Here is a 16528-nt window from a genome sequence, read left to right as displayed (position 1 = left end):
TTTAATTTTGAGTCGTTTTTTTTATGTCTTTTAATTTCCTTTATGGAACTATTGTAGTAAATAAATACGTGGCAAAAAGTGTTAATAAAACAATTCCTTGCTGAATATTTGTTCGACCAGAATTTAATGATAAATAAACAGTGAACAAGGATAATACTAATAAGATAGATGATTTTGCATCTATTCCTAATGTAACTTCCAATCCTGTGAAATAACAAACAATTGCTACTGCAGGAATTGTTAATCCAATTGAAGCTAATGCAGAACCTAAAGCCAAGTTAAGACTTGTTTGTAAACGGTCTTGTTTTGCTGCTTTATATGCAGCTAAACCTTCTGGTAATAAGATAACTCCGGCAATTATAATTCCCACCAATGATTTTGGAGCGCCTAAATCCATCACAATTGTTTCGATGGTTGGCGATAATTTTTTTGATAACAAAACAACTGCACACAAAGCAACTAATAATAAAACCAAACTCGAAATCGTTGTAAGTAAATTTGGTTTTTCGACATGCAATTCTGATGTTACATTATCTTTGCTACTTTGTGGTAAGAAATAATCACGGTGACGAATGGTTTGGACGGAAATAAATCCGCCATATAAAATCAACGAAATAATTGCTACAAAAATTAATTGACTTGTCGAAAATTCTCCTCCTTTTTCTGAAGTTAAAAAATTAGGTAAAACTAAGGTTAATATAGATATTGCAACTAAAGTAATTAAAGCAGTTGAAACACCTTGTTTGATAAAATTTTGTTCTCTATAGCGAACTCCTCCAGCCAATAAACAGATTCCGATAATTCCGGTAAGAATGATCATTACAGCAGCAAAAACGGTATCTCTAGCCAAAACTGAAGGAAAGCCGGTAGGTTCGGACATCATTAATGAAACAATTAACGAAACTTCGATAACTGTAATGGCTAAGGCCAAAATAATGGTTCCGAAAGGTTCTCCAACTTTATGCGCTACAACTTCTGCGTGATGTACAGCTGATAAAACGGCTGAAATTAAAATGATTCCTAAGACTCCAGAAAACCACATCTGATCTTTAAATCCTTCGGCTATAGTTAGTGAAAATATGGCAAGAATGGGACAGATAATTGTCCAGTAGGGTAAAGCTAAATTGAATTTTTTTGAAAGAAAATTATCTACGTGCATTAATTATGAGGTTTTGGATTTTTACAAATTTAATAAATAATATTGATAATTATTATGCATAATTATCATAAATAATAATAATTATAACATTTAATTATCATAAATATTAATAGTTATTTCAATAATTGAGTAAAAATAACCTTTTTAACTAATGATTATCATACCTCTACTATCAATAAACGATTAAATTTGCAAAATGTTAAACGTATCTGACGAAAAGTTAAAAAAATGGTTTAGCACATCATGTGTGTGGGAAACGATAAGTTGTACGCTCTTATTTTTGGTCGCAATGCCAATTAAATATCAATTCGATTATGTGTTGCCAATGCCATTTGCCGGTTGTTTTCACGGTTTTTGGTTTACAGCTTACTTGATTTTACTTTTTAGAGTCAGAAGAATATATAAATGGGATGACGAAGACTTTATCATTTATGTGATGTACGCATTTATTCCGTTTGCAACTTTAGCGGTACATAAAGTAATAAAAGAGGATAAAAATAATAGATAAATAAAAAAAAACGGTTTCTTTTTGAAACCGTTTTTTAATACCCATATATTTTACGCCATTTAGCTACAGTATTTCGACTGATTTTAAACTTATCAGCAGTAAAAGTATTGGTGTAATTATTTTTTTGCTGAATTTTTAAAATCTCTAAAACAGAATTCAAATCGTAGGATTTATGCTTTTGATTTTCGGCTGTTTTGTTTGCATTCAGTATTTCTGATACCTTCATGATATCCAAAACATTCATATTCTTTTTTAACAATTTTTTTGTCTGTTCTATTTTTTCAGGGAAATTGCGTTTAATAATGTCTTGATAGATTTTTTGGTAGTTTGGTTTTTCCATAGTGAGTAAGATTTAATTTTGTGGTAGGTATTTTTTTATCCAATTATGAATGGTATTTTTAGGGATATTGTATTCATTTGAAATTTCTTGAATTTTCTTTTTTTCTTCAGTGTATAAATTCAATACAAAATCTATAATCTCTTTTGTATACACACTTTTGCGATAATTTGGTAAAACAGAGCTTTTAGGGGATGTTGAAGTTGCGGCGTTTTTTCCAACAGGAGCAAATAAAATAATGTGCTGCGTATAAATTCTAAAAAAATCATATTCCAACAACTTCGACCATTTTAATAAATCGTCTGTTTGTATGCTTTTACTTAAATATTGAGCATTAATTTCTTTTTCAGAATAAGTTTTGAAGAAGCCCTTGATACGGGATATATCAATTCCAAGTTCGTCGACTCTTTTTTTGATTAAAGAGCCTATGTGAATATCTTTCATAGGTAAGTAGGTTTTGAGTAATTGTAAATATAGTAAATCGAAATCAGTATTCCTATTAATTATCTCAAAAATAGAATGATTTTATGTACAAAAAGATCGTTTCGTTATATAGAATTTATTTTATAAATTTATGCGACTAAATTAAGTATAATGATTATTCAACCAAGAACAAGAGGTTTTATTTGCATTACGACTCACCCTGAGGGAACTGCAAAAAATGTTCACAATCAAATTGAGTACGTAAAATCAAAAAATATTTCAGCCGAAGGACCAAAAAAAGTATTGGTAATTGGAGCTTCGACAGGTTTTGGTCTGTCATCTCGTATTACAGCTGCTTTTGGATATAATGCTGCAACAATAGGTGTTTTCTTCGAAAAACCTGCTGCACCAAGAAAACCGGGGACTGCGGGGTGGTACAACACAGCTGCTTTTGAGAAAGAAGCGCAAGAAGCTGGTTTGTATGCAAAAAGTATTAATGGAGATGCTTTTTCTGATGAGATTAAACAACAAACGATTGATTTAATCAAACAAGATTTAGGTCAAGTAGATTTAGTAGTTTACAGTTTAGCTTCGCCTCGTCGTACACACCCAAAAACAGGTGTTGCGTATTCATCAGTTCTTAAACCAATTGGTGAACCATTTACAAATAAAACAGTAGATTTTCATACAGCAGAAGTTACAGATATTACAATTGATCCGATTGAATCTCAAGAAGAAATTGATAATACAATTGCTGTAATGGGAGGTGAGGATTGGAAATTTTGGATGGAAGATTTGAAAGCTGCTGGTGTTTTAGCTGAAGGAGTAAAAACTGTTGCTTATTCATACATAGGGCCAGAATTGACGCATAGAATCTACAAAGATGGATCGATTGGTATGGCTAAAAACGATTTAGAAAAAACGGTTCCTGTTATCAACGAATTATTAGCAGATTTAAATGGTGTTTCTTACGTTTCTGTAAACAAAGCTTTGGTAACACAATCTAGTTCTGCGATTCCAGTTGTGCCATTATATATTTCGTTATTGTACAAAGTAATGAAAGCAAAAGGAATTCACGAAGGAACAATAGAGCAAATGCAACGTTTGTTTGCAGAGCGCTTGTATACTGCAAACGGAGAAGTTCCTTTGGATGAAAATGGACGTATTCGTATCGATGATTTAGAAATGCGCGAAGATGTACAAAAAGAAGTAGATGATTTATGGAAAATTGTAACTTCTGAGAACATCAAAGAAATTTCTGATATCAAAGGTTATCATGATGAGTTCTTACAATTGTTTGGATTTAGTTTTGATGAAATCGATTATGATGCTGATACAAACGAATTGATTTCAGTTCCAAGTATTGCAGAATAAGAAGATCATTTCAATAATAAATACAAAACCTCGAAAATTATTTTCGAGGTTTTTTTTGTGTCAATAAAATAACTCAAAAATAATTTTATTCTGTTTATCGTCTTACTTCTCGATACACTTTTCTTTTGCTAACAAAACGAAAAGCACTCGAAGTGACGAAGAGATTAATTTGATGTTTCAAAATGCGAAAATCTTATGGAATCTCGCAATTTTAATTTCTTTATCTAAAAGTCTATCTAAACTAATTATACATTATTTCTTAATCTTATCGATTATCAGTAAAATTATTTAGCATGTGTTCGAATTGCATTCACTATACTTTCAGTGTTCCACTTAACATCAACCATAGAACGAGAAGAAACCATCGCTGAAATACGTTCTTGCCCTCGGGGTATGATACCTATAATTGGAATATTATATTTTACCGCTGTATCAAGTTCCCATTCCATCCACTCGCTATGAGAAGCATAGATTCCTGCTAAAGCTAGAACTACATCAGAATTAAGGAGTTTCTCTTTTAATCTTGTTTTTATATATGTTGCATTTGGAGAATTAATAGGAGTATCTTTTGAAACTTCTTTAAACTCAACATTAAAATAACCTCTTGAATTTAATAACCTTCTCAATTCTACTAAATCATCATGATGATCCCATGAATGACTAATGAAAATTTTATAATCTTTTGCCATAGCTTTTATTTATATATCGTTTTTAGTAAATTAATTGTTTCTTCAAAGGTTTCAATTTCCCAAGTTTCAGGATTTTGCTCTAAAAATTTAGTTTGAAATGCCTCAAATTCATTTTTGTTATTTAGTGCAAAGTAACAATTGCTTAATGTTGCATAAATCCACTTTAGATCACTTCTAATTTCAAAATCCTCATCCAATTTTAATTCTTCTATAATCTCAATAATTTTTTTACGCGTTTTTTTCGCTTCAACTTTCAAGTAAATTTTTTCATCTTCCTCATTTTCTACTGCAGATTTTAAATCTAAACATAAGGCGTAATTTTCTCCTGTATAATAATCTTGATTTATAGTAAAACCATTTTTATAATATTGAATTGCACGCTCCAAATAAGCTATTGATTTTTTATCATTAAGCCATAATCTCTTATAAATTGCACCTGTAATCCCTAATGTTTCAGGATCTGTTGTAAATCTATTATCAGGTTCCAATTCGTTAATGATTTTTAGAGCATCTATTAATGCGATATTCGGCTCTACGTTCTTATTCTTATATGTACAAAGTGCTAATTGTTGAGTGTAATACACATCATTATCCACTTTATTTTTGGCTAATTTCCAATACTTCGCTGCCTCTTCAAAATTTTCATTCGTCATTTCAATCCTTGCTTTTTCAGCTAAAGCAAATAAACTATCTTCTTTCTCTGCTAATTCTTGAATAACTTGTATATATTCATTTTTAGGTAAAGTATAAGGTTCAACCCCTCTGATATGATGAAATAATGGACTATCTACTTCTTTTGTTTTATCTACCTCAATAATCAAATTATGAAGTGCATTAATACTTCTCTCAGCTTCTGATACTCCAATATCTTCACCCATGTGTGAATAGGTAAACATTTTATTGTGACTTAAATCAAATGGAATTGTACCATCTTTCTCTCTCATAATAATAGTTGAGAATGGACGAGCTGCATGTCTTATTCCAAGTTCATAGATGGCATTTGCATTAAATGTTGTAATATCAGCAATCACTAAGTCCGCATGTATTAATAAAGCATACATACTTTTGTCGATCAAACCTGATTCTAGCACTTCATCTCCACGAACACATTTAAAACCTGCTCTTTCAACAGCTGGTTTTATAATATTGATGTAAGTACTATCTAAATCATAAGTCTTACCTAGTGTTGGATCAGTCTTTTTACCATATCCCATAATTACAAAACAAAGTTTTTGTTGTATTGTATTTTTCATTTTGAGTGTTATTAAATTTCTATTGCAAGATTACGGCTGACTTGTGCAATCTATTTGCATAGTTATTTTTACTTTATAAAAAAATCCTCCACGTGTTGTGAAGGATTTTTATCGTATTTTATTCAAAAGAAATTAATATTAAGAAACACGTTGTGCATTCTCGTTAACTTCATCAATTAATCGTATAATTTTACCAATTTTTGCCGTATCCTCGAACACCCCAAAAATACCTGAGTCACTATAATCTGTAAAAGGAGGTTGGGTCAACATTTTTTTGTCTAGCACCCCATTCACATTTAGGTAATCGATGATTTTTTCTACAAAAATAATTTGATTAGAATTTAAATTTTCAGCTTGAATGAAATCTGTGAAATGTTGTTCAACAGCAGTTCTTTCTAATCCTAATATTTTGCGAACAAATAAGGTTAATGAATCTGTTTGGTATTCCTTTTCTATTTCTTCTACTTTAAATTGTTCGTGTTGGAAGAAATTCTCTAACAATTCTAATTCTTGTTGAGTAATTGGAATATTTTTGTATAATTTATCAATAACAATATGATTCTTATTCTTGCGAATAAAATTCTCGACACGGTCTTTATAGCTTTGTAAAGAGGTATATGTCGCCATTAAATTATATTCTTCCACTTTATTATTATCCAAAGAATCTTCCAAGTAGGTGTACACTGGTTTTTCTTGATTTGTGTTTTTTAAGAATTGAATTAAATCGCGTAATTCAGTACGTAAAGCTTCAATACGGGCCAAAGAAATAGCGACCCAAAATTGATCTGATGAAACCGCTTTGATTGTTGCTTCACTTGGTTTTACTGAAGGAATATTTAATTTACCTTCTAAGGCTTTTCCAATTTCAGCAATGTTCGAAATTAATTTTTGCTGTCTTTTTTCCCCATTTAAAATTGCTAATTCTAATTGATAAATTAATAAATCGAACTTTTTAGCCATTTCATCCTTATCCTCGTTGTATGAAATTAGATGCGAAATATGATTTTGAATTTCTAAGATAGATGAATTGTTTAAACTGTACCAATTATTAATGTCGCGGTATTTTAATACTGCTTCCAACTGTTTACGCACTTCAAAACGTTTATCGTCTAATGCGACCACTTTTTGATGCAATAGTTTGATGTATTCATCTGCAAAAGTTTTTTCCTCTTCTGTTGCTTTGGCGTTGCTTTGAATAGTAAATACTACTTCTGTTTGTGCTTCAAATAAACGTTGCTGTAAAGGTTTTACAGAAGTCGATTGATGCCCATCAGGAAATTCTTCAAAGAATTCGAAGTTGCCACAAATGTCAAAAATTAAAAAGAATTCTTTGTCTTTTCCTGGACCAAATACATTGGCACATTTTCGTGTTCCACGCCCCACCATTTGCCAGAATTTAGTATAGGATTTCACTTCTTTAAAAAACACTAAATTTAATACTCTAGGCGCATCTACTCCTGTATCCATCATATCTACAGAAACAGCAATTTGAGGCATTTTATCAGGGCCCTTGTCGAAACAAAAATCTTCTAATAAAGCTTGTGCGTATTTCGTTTGATCATCGATGACTTGTAAAAATTTATTTCCATATTCTGGATACATTTTATTGAAACGCTCTTCGATAAATATGGCGTGTTTATGGTTCTTCGCAAAGATGATTGTTTTACCTAATTTGTCACCCGATTCTACTTTTAGCCCATTGTTCATTAAATGCTCTAAAACTAAATCGACCGTCTTTGCATTGAAAAGAAAACTATTGATTTTGTTGCTTGGAATTTCCACATCCTCTAAAAGATCTTCATCCGTATTGATTCCGAACACTTCTTCGAAATGTTTTTTATCTTTCTCTGATAACTCGCGGTATTTAAGCCCTTCTCGTTGAAATTTAACAGGCACTTTATAGGCTTTTGCAGGCACTAAATATCCTGCTTCTACAGCCGCATCTAATTCGTATGCAAAAGTTGGATTATCGTCTTCAATATCAAACAAATCATACGTATTTCTATCGATGTCTTTTTTTGGTGTAGCAGTTAAGCCAATTAACAACGCATCAAAATATTCGAAAATTGCTTGGTATTTTTGATAAACCGAACGGTGAGCCTCATCAATAATAATGACATCAAAATGACCAATTCCGAATAATTTATCTCCTTCATTTTTTACCTCATCAATACGATTTAGCATCGTTGGATAAGTAGAAAAAACAACACGCGTATCCTTTACGTCGTTTTCTTCCGTTAAATTGGCCGTTGATAAATTTGGTAAATGCTCGTTAAATGCATTTTTTGCTTGTTTAACTAAAGCTGTACGATCTGCTAAAAATAAAATACGTTTCGCCCAATTGTATTTTGTCAACATTTCGACTATGGCTGCGGCTGTACGTGTTTTACCACTCCCTGTTGCCATTACCAATAATGCTTTACGGTTACGACCTATCAAAGAAGTTTCGTTAGAAGTTACAAAAGCTTCGGCTACACGTTGTATGGCTTGCATTTGATAGGGACGTTCGACAATATTTTTATTGACTTGAAAGCTACGAATATCCTTGCGTTCCGTTCTTCTACGAATTAAAGTCTGTAACTCTTCTTTGGTATAGAACCCTGAAACTTTTCTTGGAATATAAAATGTATCGTCCCATAAATAGGTTTTAAATCCGTTGCTGTAAAAAATAATTGGTCGTTGCCCAAATTTTTCTTCTAAAGCGTTGGCGTATAAAAAGGCTTGGTATTTCCCTTTATCCGCATCATTTAGGGTGCTTTTTGCTTCGACCACTGCTAATGGTTTCCCGTTGTCGTCCCATAATACATAATCTATAAAACCATGACCTGAAGGATTCGCTGAAACAGGCATGTTTGTTATTGGGTATTCAATATCGTGTCCATTTGCCAAATTATCCCAACCTGATTCCCTTAATGCTAAATCAATCAGTTGCTTTCTGGTTTCTTTTTCGGAAGTTAATTCGGGTACATCAACCGTTTGTTGATATTGTTCGATACGTTCTTCTTTACGCGCTGCAATCAATTGATTTTTGGCTTCAATTTCAGCACGAAGTTTTTCGTTTTCTTCGGCTAATAGCTGTTCACGTTTAATGGCTCTTTCGTGCGCTAGTCTTTTTTCCTCGTTCTCTTGAAGTAATTTTTCAATTTCTTTTTGAGATTTATCTTGTTCGTTTCCGTAAGGAATTATCTTATCATCAAATGGAGGGATAATCGGATCTGTTTCGCTGTAGTACTTGCTAATCCATGATAAGAAACGAAACATATTTTTTAAAGCTTGTAACGCTTCGTATCCAGTTACTTTTTTACCATGAGCCCCATTGTTTCCAATTTTACGCACCACATCAATTTCTTGAAACATTGATGGTTTTACGATCGTTTTAAAAGAATCTGAGAACAATAAAGCAGCAAGATGTGTTTCGTATGGTCGATCTAACTCTTCGTCGTTATCGAATAACCAAGTTATAGCATTTTCTAAAGTGATACGACATAATACCGCTGCATGGCGAGGTGCAGTGAAAGCAAATTTTTCTGCTTCTTGCATGTCCTTGTACCATATAGGATATTCGTCTTTTAGAAAGGTAAAATTAGAGTTCATTGTGTTGTTGATTAGAAAGTGTAAGTTAGCAATATATCAAAAAAGCACAAAGGATTTCTTTGTGCTTTTCTATGATCTATTTAATGTCTGCACAAAATAGGATGACCATATTGTAATCGCCATAATTTTTCTATTTCGCTGGCATACTTGCTATATGCGTTTTCTTCTTTTAAGAAGGGTAAGACTTCGTGATGAATAGAATCATCGAAATTAAAAAATGAAACGGCAAATTGGTCGGTGTCTAAATTTGTATTAATAATATTTAACGTACCTGTCCTTGGGTTATTACAGTGAAATTCTTGCCGAATACGTTCCCTAAGACCAAAACCTGGTTTTAATTGATTTCTATAGCCGCCAATCCCGTTGTATATGACTTGAAAGTTATTGGTTTTGACTTTACAAATCCCTTGAAAATCTATTCGTTGATTTATGAGGTATGCCATGTTTACATGACGACTACCTTCTTGGGGTTGATATTCCATCGCCGCCAATTCATCGAACGTAAAAGCTGTCCAAATCCAATATAACCCTCTTTGCTTAGTTTTTAGATATGCATTAAGCTCTTGGAAAGGAATTAATGTTTTTAATTGCTCTTGCTGAATGTAGGCTACCGATGAAAGATCTACCATATTTGTTTTACTTTTTAAATGCTTGTTGCAATAAACTGTTGAATAAATCTTCGCTTTGTTGTAAAGCTTGTACGGCTAATTCTTTTTGCGCTTCTATATGTATAAAACTTTCTGCAAATTGATTTTGCAACTTTAATGGTGGAAAAATAAAATTAATTTTTTCTAATTCACTTTTTGAAATCATTTTTTTCATTCCATTATTTGCAAAATTTTGAATATATGTAGATGAATTTTTTAATAGATTATATAAAAAATAACTGTTCATTTCTGAATTAGGTTGAATAGCATTAATTTGTTGATTAAAAGACACTTTTCTATTTGTTAAAGCACATCTACCAATAGACTTAATACTACCTGCTATGCATGCTATTAAAATGGCTCCTTTATCAACTACACGTCCTTTTTTAGAACCGATTTCTGATAAATATTCTAACGCATTTGTAACGTATAATGATTCAGAATTAATATTATCAGTTTTGATCCATTCTATAAAATCTTGATCATAATACTCTTTTACTTTTCTTGAAGGAGTATTCCCAGTATAAATTTTCCCAAAATATTTTAACTCTTTTTTCTCCCAACCCTTCTCATTTTTAACAGGATCTCCAAACATATCGATGAATAAGGCTTGGATTAATTCGTCGTAATGGTTGATGATTTGTTGGTTCAATTGACGAATCTCGTCGGCTTTATCTAAACGTGCGGCAATGGCTTTTTGTACTTCTAAAGATGGTAGAGGGATATGGATTTTAGAAAAATTAGAATTATTAATTGCCTTTTGAGTAGCACCTGTACAATATTTATCTTTTTGTCTTTGAAAATCTTCTGCTAAAAAAATATTTTTTAAATAATTTATATCAACATTATTTTTTGGTCTAATCACAAGAAAACCTGTAGATACAATAATATTAGAAATATCATAAGTGATTACTTTTACTTTAGTAGTTCCTTGCATACGAGCAACAATGATATCGCCCTCTTTTACATTTAAATTCGCTCGTGAAGGTTTCTCTTCAAACGTTAAATATTCTAAATTTGTAATTTGATCTACATTTAAATCTCCTGTACTTAAAAAAGGTCTTTTCTCTTCATATGGAGATACAGAATCAGTAATTAAATCAACACAATTAAGTATTTTTTCTAAAACCATTACTTCAATAAATTTTCAAGTTCCACAATAGCTGCTTGGCGTTGTTTGTCTAATGCTTTAATGGTTGCAATGATGGTTGCAGGCGCTTCGTAGTGTACCTCTTCGTAAATTACTTCTTTGTAACGGTTAATGGATAAATCGTACCCATTGTCTACAATTTCTTGTTTAGGAACCAAGAACGATTGCGCTGTATGGTCTGCAAAAGCCTGTGGGATTTCTGTTTCCGTTAATTTATCGCTTATGTTTTGCCAATCCGTTAAAATGGCAGGAATGTCGCATTTACCTTTTACCTCTTCAACAATCTCTTGTGGCGTAGTGAAAACTTTCGCTGTTTGTTCTTCGGTAATTAAAAGGTTACGTTTATCATCTAAGCTGTACCCATCGGCTTGCATGTCGTAAAACCATACTTTATCTGTACCCCCTGCATTTGTTTTTGTAAAAATTAAGATGGATGTACTTACCCCAGTATAAGGCTTAAACACCCCAGCAGGCATCGAGATTACCCCTTGTAATTGGTGATTTTCGATGATTTCTTTACGGATTTTTTTAGCGGCAGCAGTACTCCCAAACATTACCCCTTGAGGAACAATAACAGCTGCACGTCCACCCACTTGTAACATACGCAGAATTAAGGATAAGAATAATAATTCGGTACTTTTCGTTTTTGTAATTTGCAATAAACTTTTTTCTACCTCATCGTAATCCAATGCTCCTGTAAAAGGTGGATTCGCTAAAATTAATGAATATTCATTGGCAATGGCATTGCTTTCGGCTAATGCGCTCCCATCGATTGCTACAGGGTTATCAATGCCATGTAATTGTAAATTCATCATCGCGATACGCATCATCGACGGGTCGATCTCAATTCCATTAAACATCTTACTGTTGTAGTGGTTACGGAACTCTTCGTCCATAAACCAATCGTTGTGCTTTTCTTGGATGTATTGGCTTACATTGACTAAGAAACCCGCAGTTCCCATGGCAGGGTCGCATACCGTTTCTTCTTTTGTCGGTTGCATTAATTCGACCATCATACGAATGATATGACGAGGCGTACGGAATTGTCCATTTGTACCCGCCTCGGCAATTTTGCCTAACATGTATTCGTATAAATCTCCTTTGGTATCTTTTTTATCTAAAGGTAATTTATCAATTTGTTGTACGACTTTGTCTAATAACTTCGCGTTATTGATCATAAACGTAGCTCCTTGCATGTATTGCGAGAATTTACCACCATCTGCACCGATTGTTTTCATGAAATCGAATGCTGTGATGTTGTCTAATTCAGGTTTCTTTACCGTGAAAATCTCCATCATTTCTTCTGGTTCTTTGTCTTTAAAGAAACTCCAACGTAAAGGTTTTTGCTTATCTGAATAGATTAATTCTTTATGAGATGCCCCTAACATTGCGATTTCTTTTTCAATTAGAATTTGTCTGTCGTCTAATTGTTTTAAGAAAATTAGGTAGGTAAATTGTTCGATAACCGTTAATGGATTAGAAATTCCTCCTGTCCAGAAGTCGTTCCAAATTTTATCGATCTGTGATTTGATTTCGCCTGTTATCATGGGTTATTTTTTTATTTTTTATGTGCTGCGAAAATACGATTTTGAAATTGAGTATTTTCGATTGTTTATTTTTTAATGGTTTTGATGTGGTATTTATTTTTTTCTTCGTTAAATTCCAAAGCTACCCAAATATTTTCTCCAATTGCTAAGTCATATTTCTCTATTGATTTGGGATGAACTGAAACTTCTTTTCCATCAATACATTTGATCGTTCCCCAATTGGATTCGTTAATTGAAATAAATATTGCTTCGATATATTCCAATTCATTTTCTTGTAGAACAATCCCTATAGGTTTTGGGGATTTATCCTCATTAATGATCTCTTCCCAAAACGATTTATTCAGTGCTTTGTCTTTGTTTTCTTCGGAATACGAATTATACCAAAGGAATAAATCACTAACTGTAAAAAGTAATTGAAACAATAAATAAGGAGTTTGGATTTGCGCATAATATGCTTGATAATCCATATTTTTTGTTTCATCAACTTCTGAAGTATGTGAAGCTGCACCTGTTATAAAAATTAAATTTTTTACATTTTCGGCTAATATTTTCGGAAAATGGGGTTTATTGCATTTGATTTTTAAATAAGATGAAGGTAACCCAGCTAATAATTTACTAGATTCTGATAGATTGATTTGACCGTTGTTTTTATCAACACACTTATTGTGAAGAATATCTAACTTTACTAAAGCTCTGAACACATACTCTACGCATTTCCGGATTTGTGTAAAATAAATACCTGGTTTTATATCCTCAGCATTCTGAAGGAAATTGAATAATGCAACCATGGTACTCATTTCTTCTTTCGAGATATTTAAATCGCGAGCAATTCTGAAAACTTTTTTGTATTTATATTCTACTGATTTGGCTAATAGTCTATTAATTTCGTTTTTGATATCTACGAGTATATCATCGTCGTTTTCAGTTTTAATGTAGTAAGTCAATTCAGGTCTTCCAAATTTTATATCTTTTTGGAATCTTTTGATTTCTCGCTCAAATTCGTTGACTTTCTTATTTCGATCTGCACCAGTAAAAACGAACCATGGGATTATTCTAGTACTTCTGAATTCTTTTAAAAACTCAATCGAATTCTTCAATCCAATATTAGACAATTCATTATCATCCTTATTTTCAAAACCAGTAGCATCAAGAATTACCGCTTGGAATACGTAATCTCTATCTTCCTTTAAAATTCTCATCCCCTCGTCGTGGAATTTAACAGGAACAATTTCAATTGATGAAACTTTCGCATTCAAAATAAAATCTTGAATACTTTCTTTTTCGAATTCATCGTCAATCATTAAAACTTTGTAACTCATTACTTATTCACTTTAAATTTTAGGTCAATTTTAAAAACATAATTATTCAATTCATGATCATCATAAGATTCAATCGAAACAATACCCTCATTTCTTTCCATGCACTGTTTGATGATATATCCGCCTTTTCCTGAATTACCTGTAGTACCTTGTTTTCCGCCATCCGCAAAATAATCCTCTGAATTGATCGGGATATAAACTCCAGTATTAAAAATAGATACTACGATAAAATCATCTTCAAATTGGTATTTGATATAAATTTTATCATCTGCTGTAGGTTCACCTTGAAAACCGTGTCTTAGGATGTTTTCAAAGACATTTGAAAAAATATTTTCCAGATCATTTTCATTAAAATTAATGATATGGTTGCGTTTTAAATCTTCGAAGATTTGATCAAAAGAAACAATACTCTTATCGACATATTTTTGCTTGTTCAAAAACTGTTTGATAAAATTAAGAATTGAAAATTCTGTTTTATCTCCATAATTTTCCTGCTCCTCGTAAATGGTCGAAAGTTTTTTGGCCAAATCTCTTGAATTCACATATAAATCATTGATTAAATCCTGAAGGGTAAGATTACGCTTTTCGTCAATCATCAAACCACTTACTTCTGGAAACTGAGTTATGATTTTTTTCAGAACAGATGCTTTATTCTTGATGGATAAAAGTTCGCCATTACGAAGATTATGTAATTGCCACTTTAATTCATTGGTACGTTGATTAATTAAATTTTCAATCGTATCTTGTAAGTTTGCTTCCTTAATTTTATCCTTATCCGCCTGTAATTTACTCGCTTGATAAAATAACTGTTGCTCTTGAACTTCTAATCTAACTAATTCTATTTTAAGATTTAGTAAATCGGCTACAGTAATGGTTGGAATAGTAGATCCCATACTTTTACTTTCTAATTGAGCAGTTACCAAATCAGAATATAATTGTAGTACAAGATAATCAACGGAAATAGTATCGTTAATGATTTCAAACGCATGGATATCATTTGAAATATACACCGGGTTCTCCTCCGTAGCTTCAACTAAAGTTGGCTTTAGTTTATTAAATCTACGAGCAACCAGTAATACTTTAGAAGTTATCTTTTGGTATCTTCGTTTATTATTAATTTCCGATTCAAGATTTTCTAGATTGATCGAATAATTAAATGGATCATCAGATAAATTCTTAATTCTAACTAATTTTAATTCGTTTGGTACATCCATAACACGGTTGCAAACACGAACAACTTCACTATAATTAATTAAATGTTTATCCGATAGATCAATATGATTTTGAACATCATAACGTTTGAAGTCTAAAACGACATCACCATCTAATAAGTCATTTTTCTGAACTAAATTAGAAAAACCGTCGATAATCTCGTTTGATTTCCAAGTTTCGACAATCTTTTGAATCGACTCTTCTGGGATAATATTTTGATACTTATTTTTAAGGAATTCTTTACTCGCATCAATAAACAATACATTACGATTGTATTTCTTCGATAAAACTATAATCGTAGTATTGATCATTGCACGATTAAATACCCCACTTGGTAAATGAATAATAGATTCAATTAGTCCATTATTAATCAGAAATTCACGAACTTCTTTATCTCTACCATTATATAAAAACGAATTTGGAACAATTACAGTTGCAATACCATCTTCTTTTAACGAATCTAAAGCTTGGATTAAAAACGCGCTCTCTCCAGAATGTTTATCCATACGTAATGGATATTTACTCCATCTATCATATGATGAAACATCGCTATAACCTTTCCATCTGCGAAGTCCAAAAGGAGGATTTGTTACTACAATATCATATTTTTGAGAATCGGTACCCTCTGAAAAGTTAGAATTTTCTAAAACATCTGCAACACGCAAATCAAATGAAAGTATATTGTTTACAATTAGACGCATTTTAGCCCATCTAATCGCTTTTTCGTTTAGATCTTCCGCAAAGTAATAAGTATCCTGAGGTAGGATTTTATTTAATTCTACTATAAAACTTGCTAAACCAACACAAGGATTATAAACCTGTAACTGGTTTTTATTTTCAAAACGAGTAGAAACGATTTGACTAATTATCTGACCGATAGATCGTGGCGTAGTATACACATCTTGCATAGATCTATTATCTATAATTGATTCTATCAATTGATCAATTAAAGTTTTACCTACAGATTTGTACTCTGATAAATCAATACGATAAATTTCATTGAACAATAAAATTTGAACCTCAGAATTTACACCATTAAATACATCCGAATTAAATATTTCTGCAAGTTCTTCATGATATAGAATAATATTATTTATACCAATTTTTAAATCATTTAGATTGTCAATTTTGGTTGGAACAATATTTTTAAGAAGAAATTTATTGTTTTCTGTAATATATCTATAAAATATAATTGTCAACGCGACATCTACATTAGTACCTGTTTTATATACTACTGAATTAATTGTATTCAATGGACTCATATTCTTCATTTTCAAAGGAAATTAAAATTACATTGCAAACATAGATGTAAACTA

13 protein-coding genes are annotated in these 16528 nt (G+C 31.7%); 2 read left to right on the top strand and 11 right to left on the bottom strand.

Features of this window, described 5'->3' with window-relative positions; genetic code table 11:
* Positions 1-40: 40 nt before the first annotated feature.
* Entirely contained in the window at positions 41-1159 is a 1119-nt protein-coding gene (locus tag HXZ74_RS10015) for a calcium:cation antiporter (protein WP_038333912.1), read from the bottom strand.
* Between the two features lie 196 nt (positions 1160-1355).
* On the opposite strand from HXZ74_RS10015, the gene HXZ74_RS10010 reads away from it, so the two are divergent.
* A complete protein-coding gene (locus HXZ74_RS10010; RefSeq protein WP_038333915.1) occupies positions 1356-1667 on the top strand; it encodes a DUF3817 domain-containing protein in 312 nt (103 codons plus the stop codon).
* 34 nt (positions 1668-1701) lie between these two features.
* Here the strand turns inward: HXZ74_RS10010 and HXZ74_RS10005 are convergent, their stop codons facing one another.
* Both HXZ74_RS10005 and HXZ74_RS10000 read right to left on the bottom strand, forming a co-directional pair.
* Positions 1702-2007, bottom strand: coding sequence for a hypothetical protein (locus tag HXZ74_RS10005; RefSeq protein WP_038333921.1), 306 nt, complete (start codon positions 2005-2007; stop codon positions 1702-1704).
* 12 nt (positions 2008-2019) lie between these two features.
* Positions 2020-2448, bottom strand: a complete 429-nt coding sequence (locus HXZ74_RS10000) for a transposase (protein WP_038333926.1) — start codon at positions 2446-2448, stop codon at positions 2020-2022.
* A 150-nt stretch (positions 2449-2598) separates the two neighbouring features.
* Here HXZ74_RS10000 and fabV point away from each other — a divergent pair, with 150 nt between their 5' ends.
* A complete protein-coding gene (gene fabV, locus HXZ74_RS09995; protein ID WP_286475155.1) occupies positions 2599-3801 on the top strand; it encodes an enoyl-ACP reductase FabV in 1203 nt (400 codons plus the stop codon).
* 284 nt (positions 3802-4085) lie between these two features.
* Here the strand turns inward: fabV and HXZ74_RS09990 are convergent, their stop codons facing one another.
* From HXZ74_RS09990 to HXZ74_RS09955, 8 genes are all read right to left on the bottom strand, one after another.
* Positions 4086-4490 carry a TIR domain-containing protein gene (locus HXZ74_RS09990; RefSeq protein WP_286475152.1) on the bottom strand — a complete coding sequence of 135 codons (405 nt, stop codon included), beginning with the start codon at positions 4488-4490 and terminating at the stop codon, positions 4086-4088.
* A gap of 5 nt (positions 4491-4495) precedes the next feature.
* A complete protein-coding gene (locus HXZ74_RS09985) occupies positions 4496-5743 on the bottom strand; it encodes a tetratricopeptide repeat-containing protein (RefSeq protein WP_286475150.1) in 1248 nt (415 codons plus the stop codon).
* A 138-nt stretch (positions 5744-5881) separates the two neighbouring features.
* Positions 5882-9337 carry a DEAD/DEAH box helicase family protein gene (locus HXZ74_RS09980; RefSeq protein WP_286475148.1) on the bottom strand — a complete coding sequence of 1152 codons (3456 nt, stop codon included), beginning with the start codon at positions 9335-9337 and terminating at the stop codon, positions 5882-5884.
* Positions 9338-9417: 80 nt separating this feature from the next.
* Positions 9418-9966, bottom strand: a complete 549-nt coding sequence (locus HXZ74_RS09975; RefSeq protein WP_286475147.1) for a hypothetical protein — start codon at positions 9964-9966, stop codon at positions 9418-9420.
* Between the two features lie 7 nt (positions 9967-9973).
* Positions 9974-11116, bottom strand: coding sequence for a restriction endonuclease subunit S (locus HXZ74_RS09970; RefSeq protein WP_286475143.1), 1143 nt, complete (start codon positions 11114-11116; stop codon positions 9974-9976).
* Complete coding sequence (locus tag HXZ74_RS09965) at positions 11116-12681, bottom strand: class I SAM-dependent DNA methyltransferase (RefSeq protein WP_286475140.1); 1566 nt, start codon at positions 12679-12681, stop codon at positions 11116-11118. The genes HXZ74_RS09970 and HXZ74_RS09965 overlap by 1 nt, the downstream gene beginning before the upstream one ends.
* A gap of 65 nt (positions 12682-12746) precedes the next feature.
* Positions 12747-14000 (bottom strand): hypothetical protein, encoded by a 1254-nt coding sequence (locus HXZ74_RS09960; RefSeq protein WP_286475139.1) that lies wholly within the window; start codon positions 13998-14000, stop codon positions 12747-12749.
* Entirely contained in the window at positions 14000-16474 is a 2475-nt protein-coding gene (locus tag HXZ74_RS09955; RefSeq protein ID WP_286475136.1) for an N-6 DNA methylase, read from the bottom strand. Before HXZ74_RS09955 ends, HXZ74_RS09960 begins: the two co-directional genes overlap by 1 nt.
* Between the last annotated feature and the right edge of the window lie 54 nt (positions 16475-16528).

The organism is Empedobacter sp. R750, assembly GCF_030324345.1.
Classification (GTDB): Bacteria; Bacteroidota; Bacteroidia; order Flavobacteriales; family Weeksellaceae; genus Empedobacter; species Empedobacter falsenii_C.
Note: the sequence above shows the minus strand (reverse complement) of the source record. Positions and strands in the feature narration are given on the sequence as shown.

Coding starts and splice junctions, on each gene's coding strand:
- HXZ74_RS09965 (WP_286475140.1), bottom strand. CDS start 12,681: ATGATAACAGGCGAAATCAAATCACAGATCGATAAAATTTGGAACGAC.
- fabV (WP_286475155.1), top strand. CDS start 2,599: ATGATTATTCAACCAAGAACAAGAGGTTTTATTTGCATTACGACTCAC.
- HXZ74_RS09955 (WP_286475136.1), bottom strand. CDS start 16,474: ATGAGTCCATTGAATACAATTAATTCAGTAGTATATAAAACAGGTACT.
- HXZ74_RS09960 (WP_286475139.1), bottom strand. CDS start 14,000: ATGAGTTACAAAGTTTTAATGATTGACGATGAATTCGAAAAAGAAAGT.
- HXZ74_RS09970 (WP_286475143.1), bottom strand. CDS start 11,116: ATGGTTTTAGAAAAAATACTTAATTGTGTTGATTTAATTACTGATTCT.
- HXZ74_RS10005 (WP_038333921.1), bottom strand. CDS start 2,007: ATGGAAAAACCAAACTACCAAAAAATCTATCAAGACATTATTAAACGC.
- HXZ74_RS10010 (WP_038333915.1), top strand. CDS start 1,356: ATGTTAAACGTATCTGACGAAAAGTTAAAAAAATGGTTTAGCACATCA.
- HXZ74_RS09975 (WP_286475147.1), bottom strand. CDS start 9,966: ATGGTAGATCTTTCATCGGTAGCCTACATTCAGCAAGAGCAATTAAAA.
- HXZ74_RS10015 (WP_038333912.1), bottom strand. CDS start 1,159: ATGCACGTAGATAATTTTCTTTCAAAAAAATTCAATTTAGCTTTACCC.
- HXZ74_RS09985 (WP_286475150.1), bottom strand. CDS start 5,743: ATGAAAAATACAATACAACAAAAACTTTGTTTTGTAATTATGGGATAT.
- HXZ74_RS10000 (WP_038333926.1), bottom strand. CDS start 2,448: ATGAAAGATATTCACATAGGCTCTTTAATCAAAAAAAGAGTCGACGAA.
- HXZ74_RS09980 (WP_286475148.1), bottom strand. CDS start 9,337: ATGAACTCTAATTTTACCTTTCTAAAAGACGAATATCCTATATGGTAC.
- HXZ74_RS09990 (WP_286475152.1), bottom strand. CDS start 4,490: ATGGCAAAAGATTATAAAATTTTCATTAGTCATTCATGGGATCATCAT.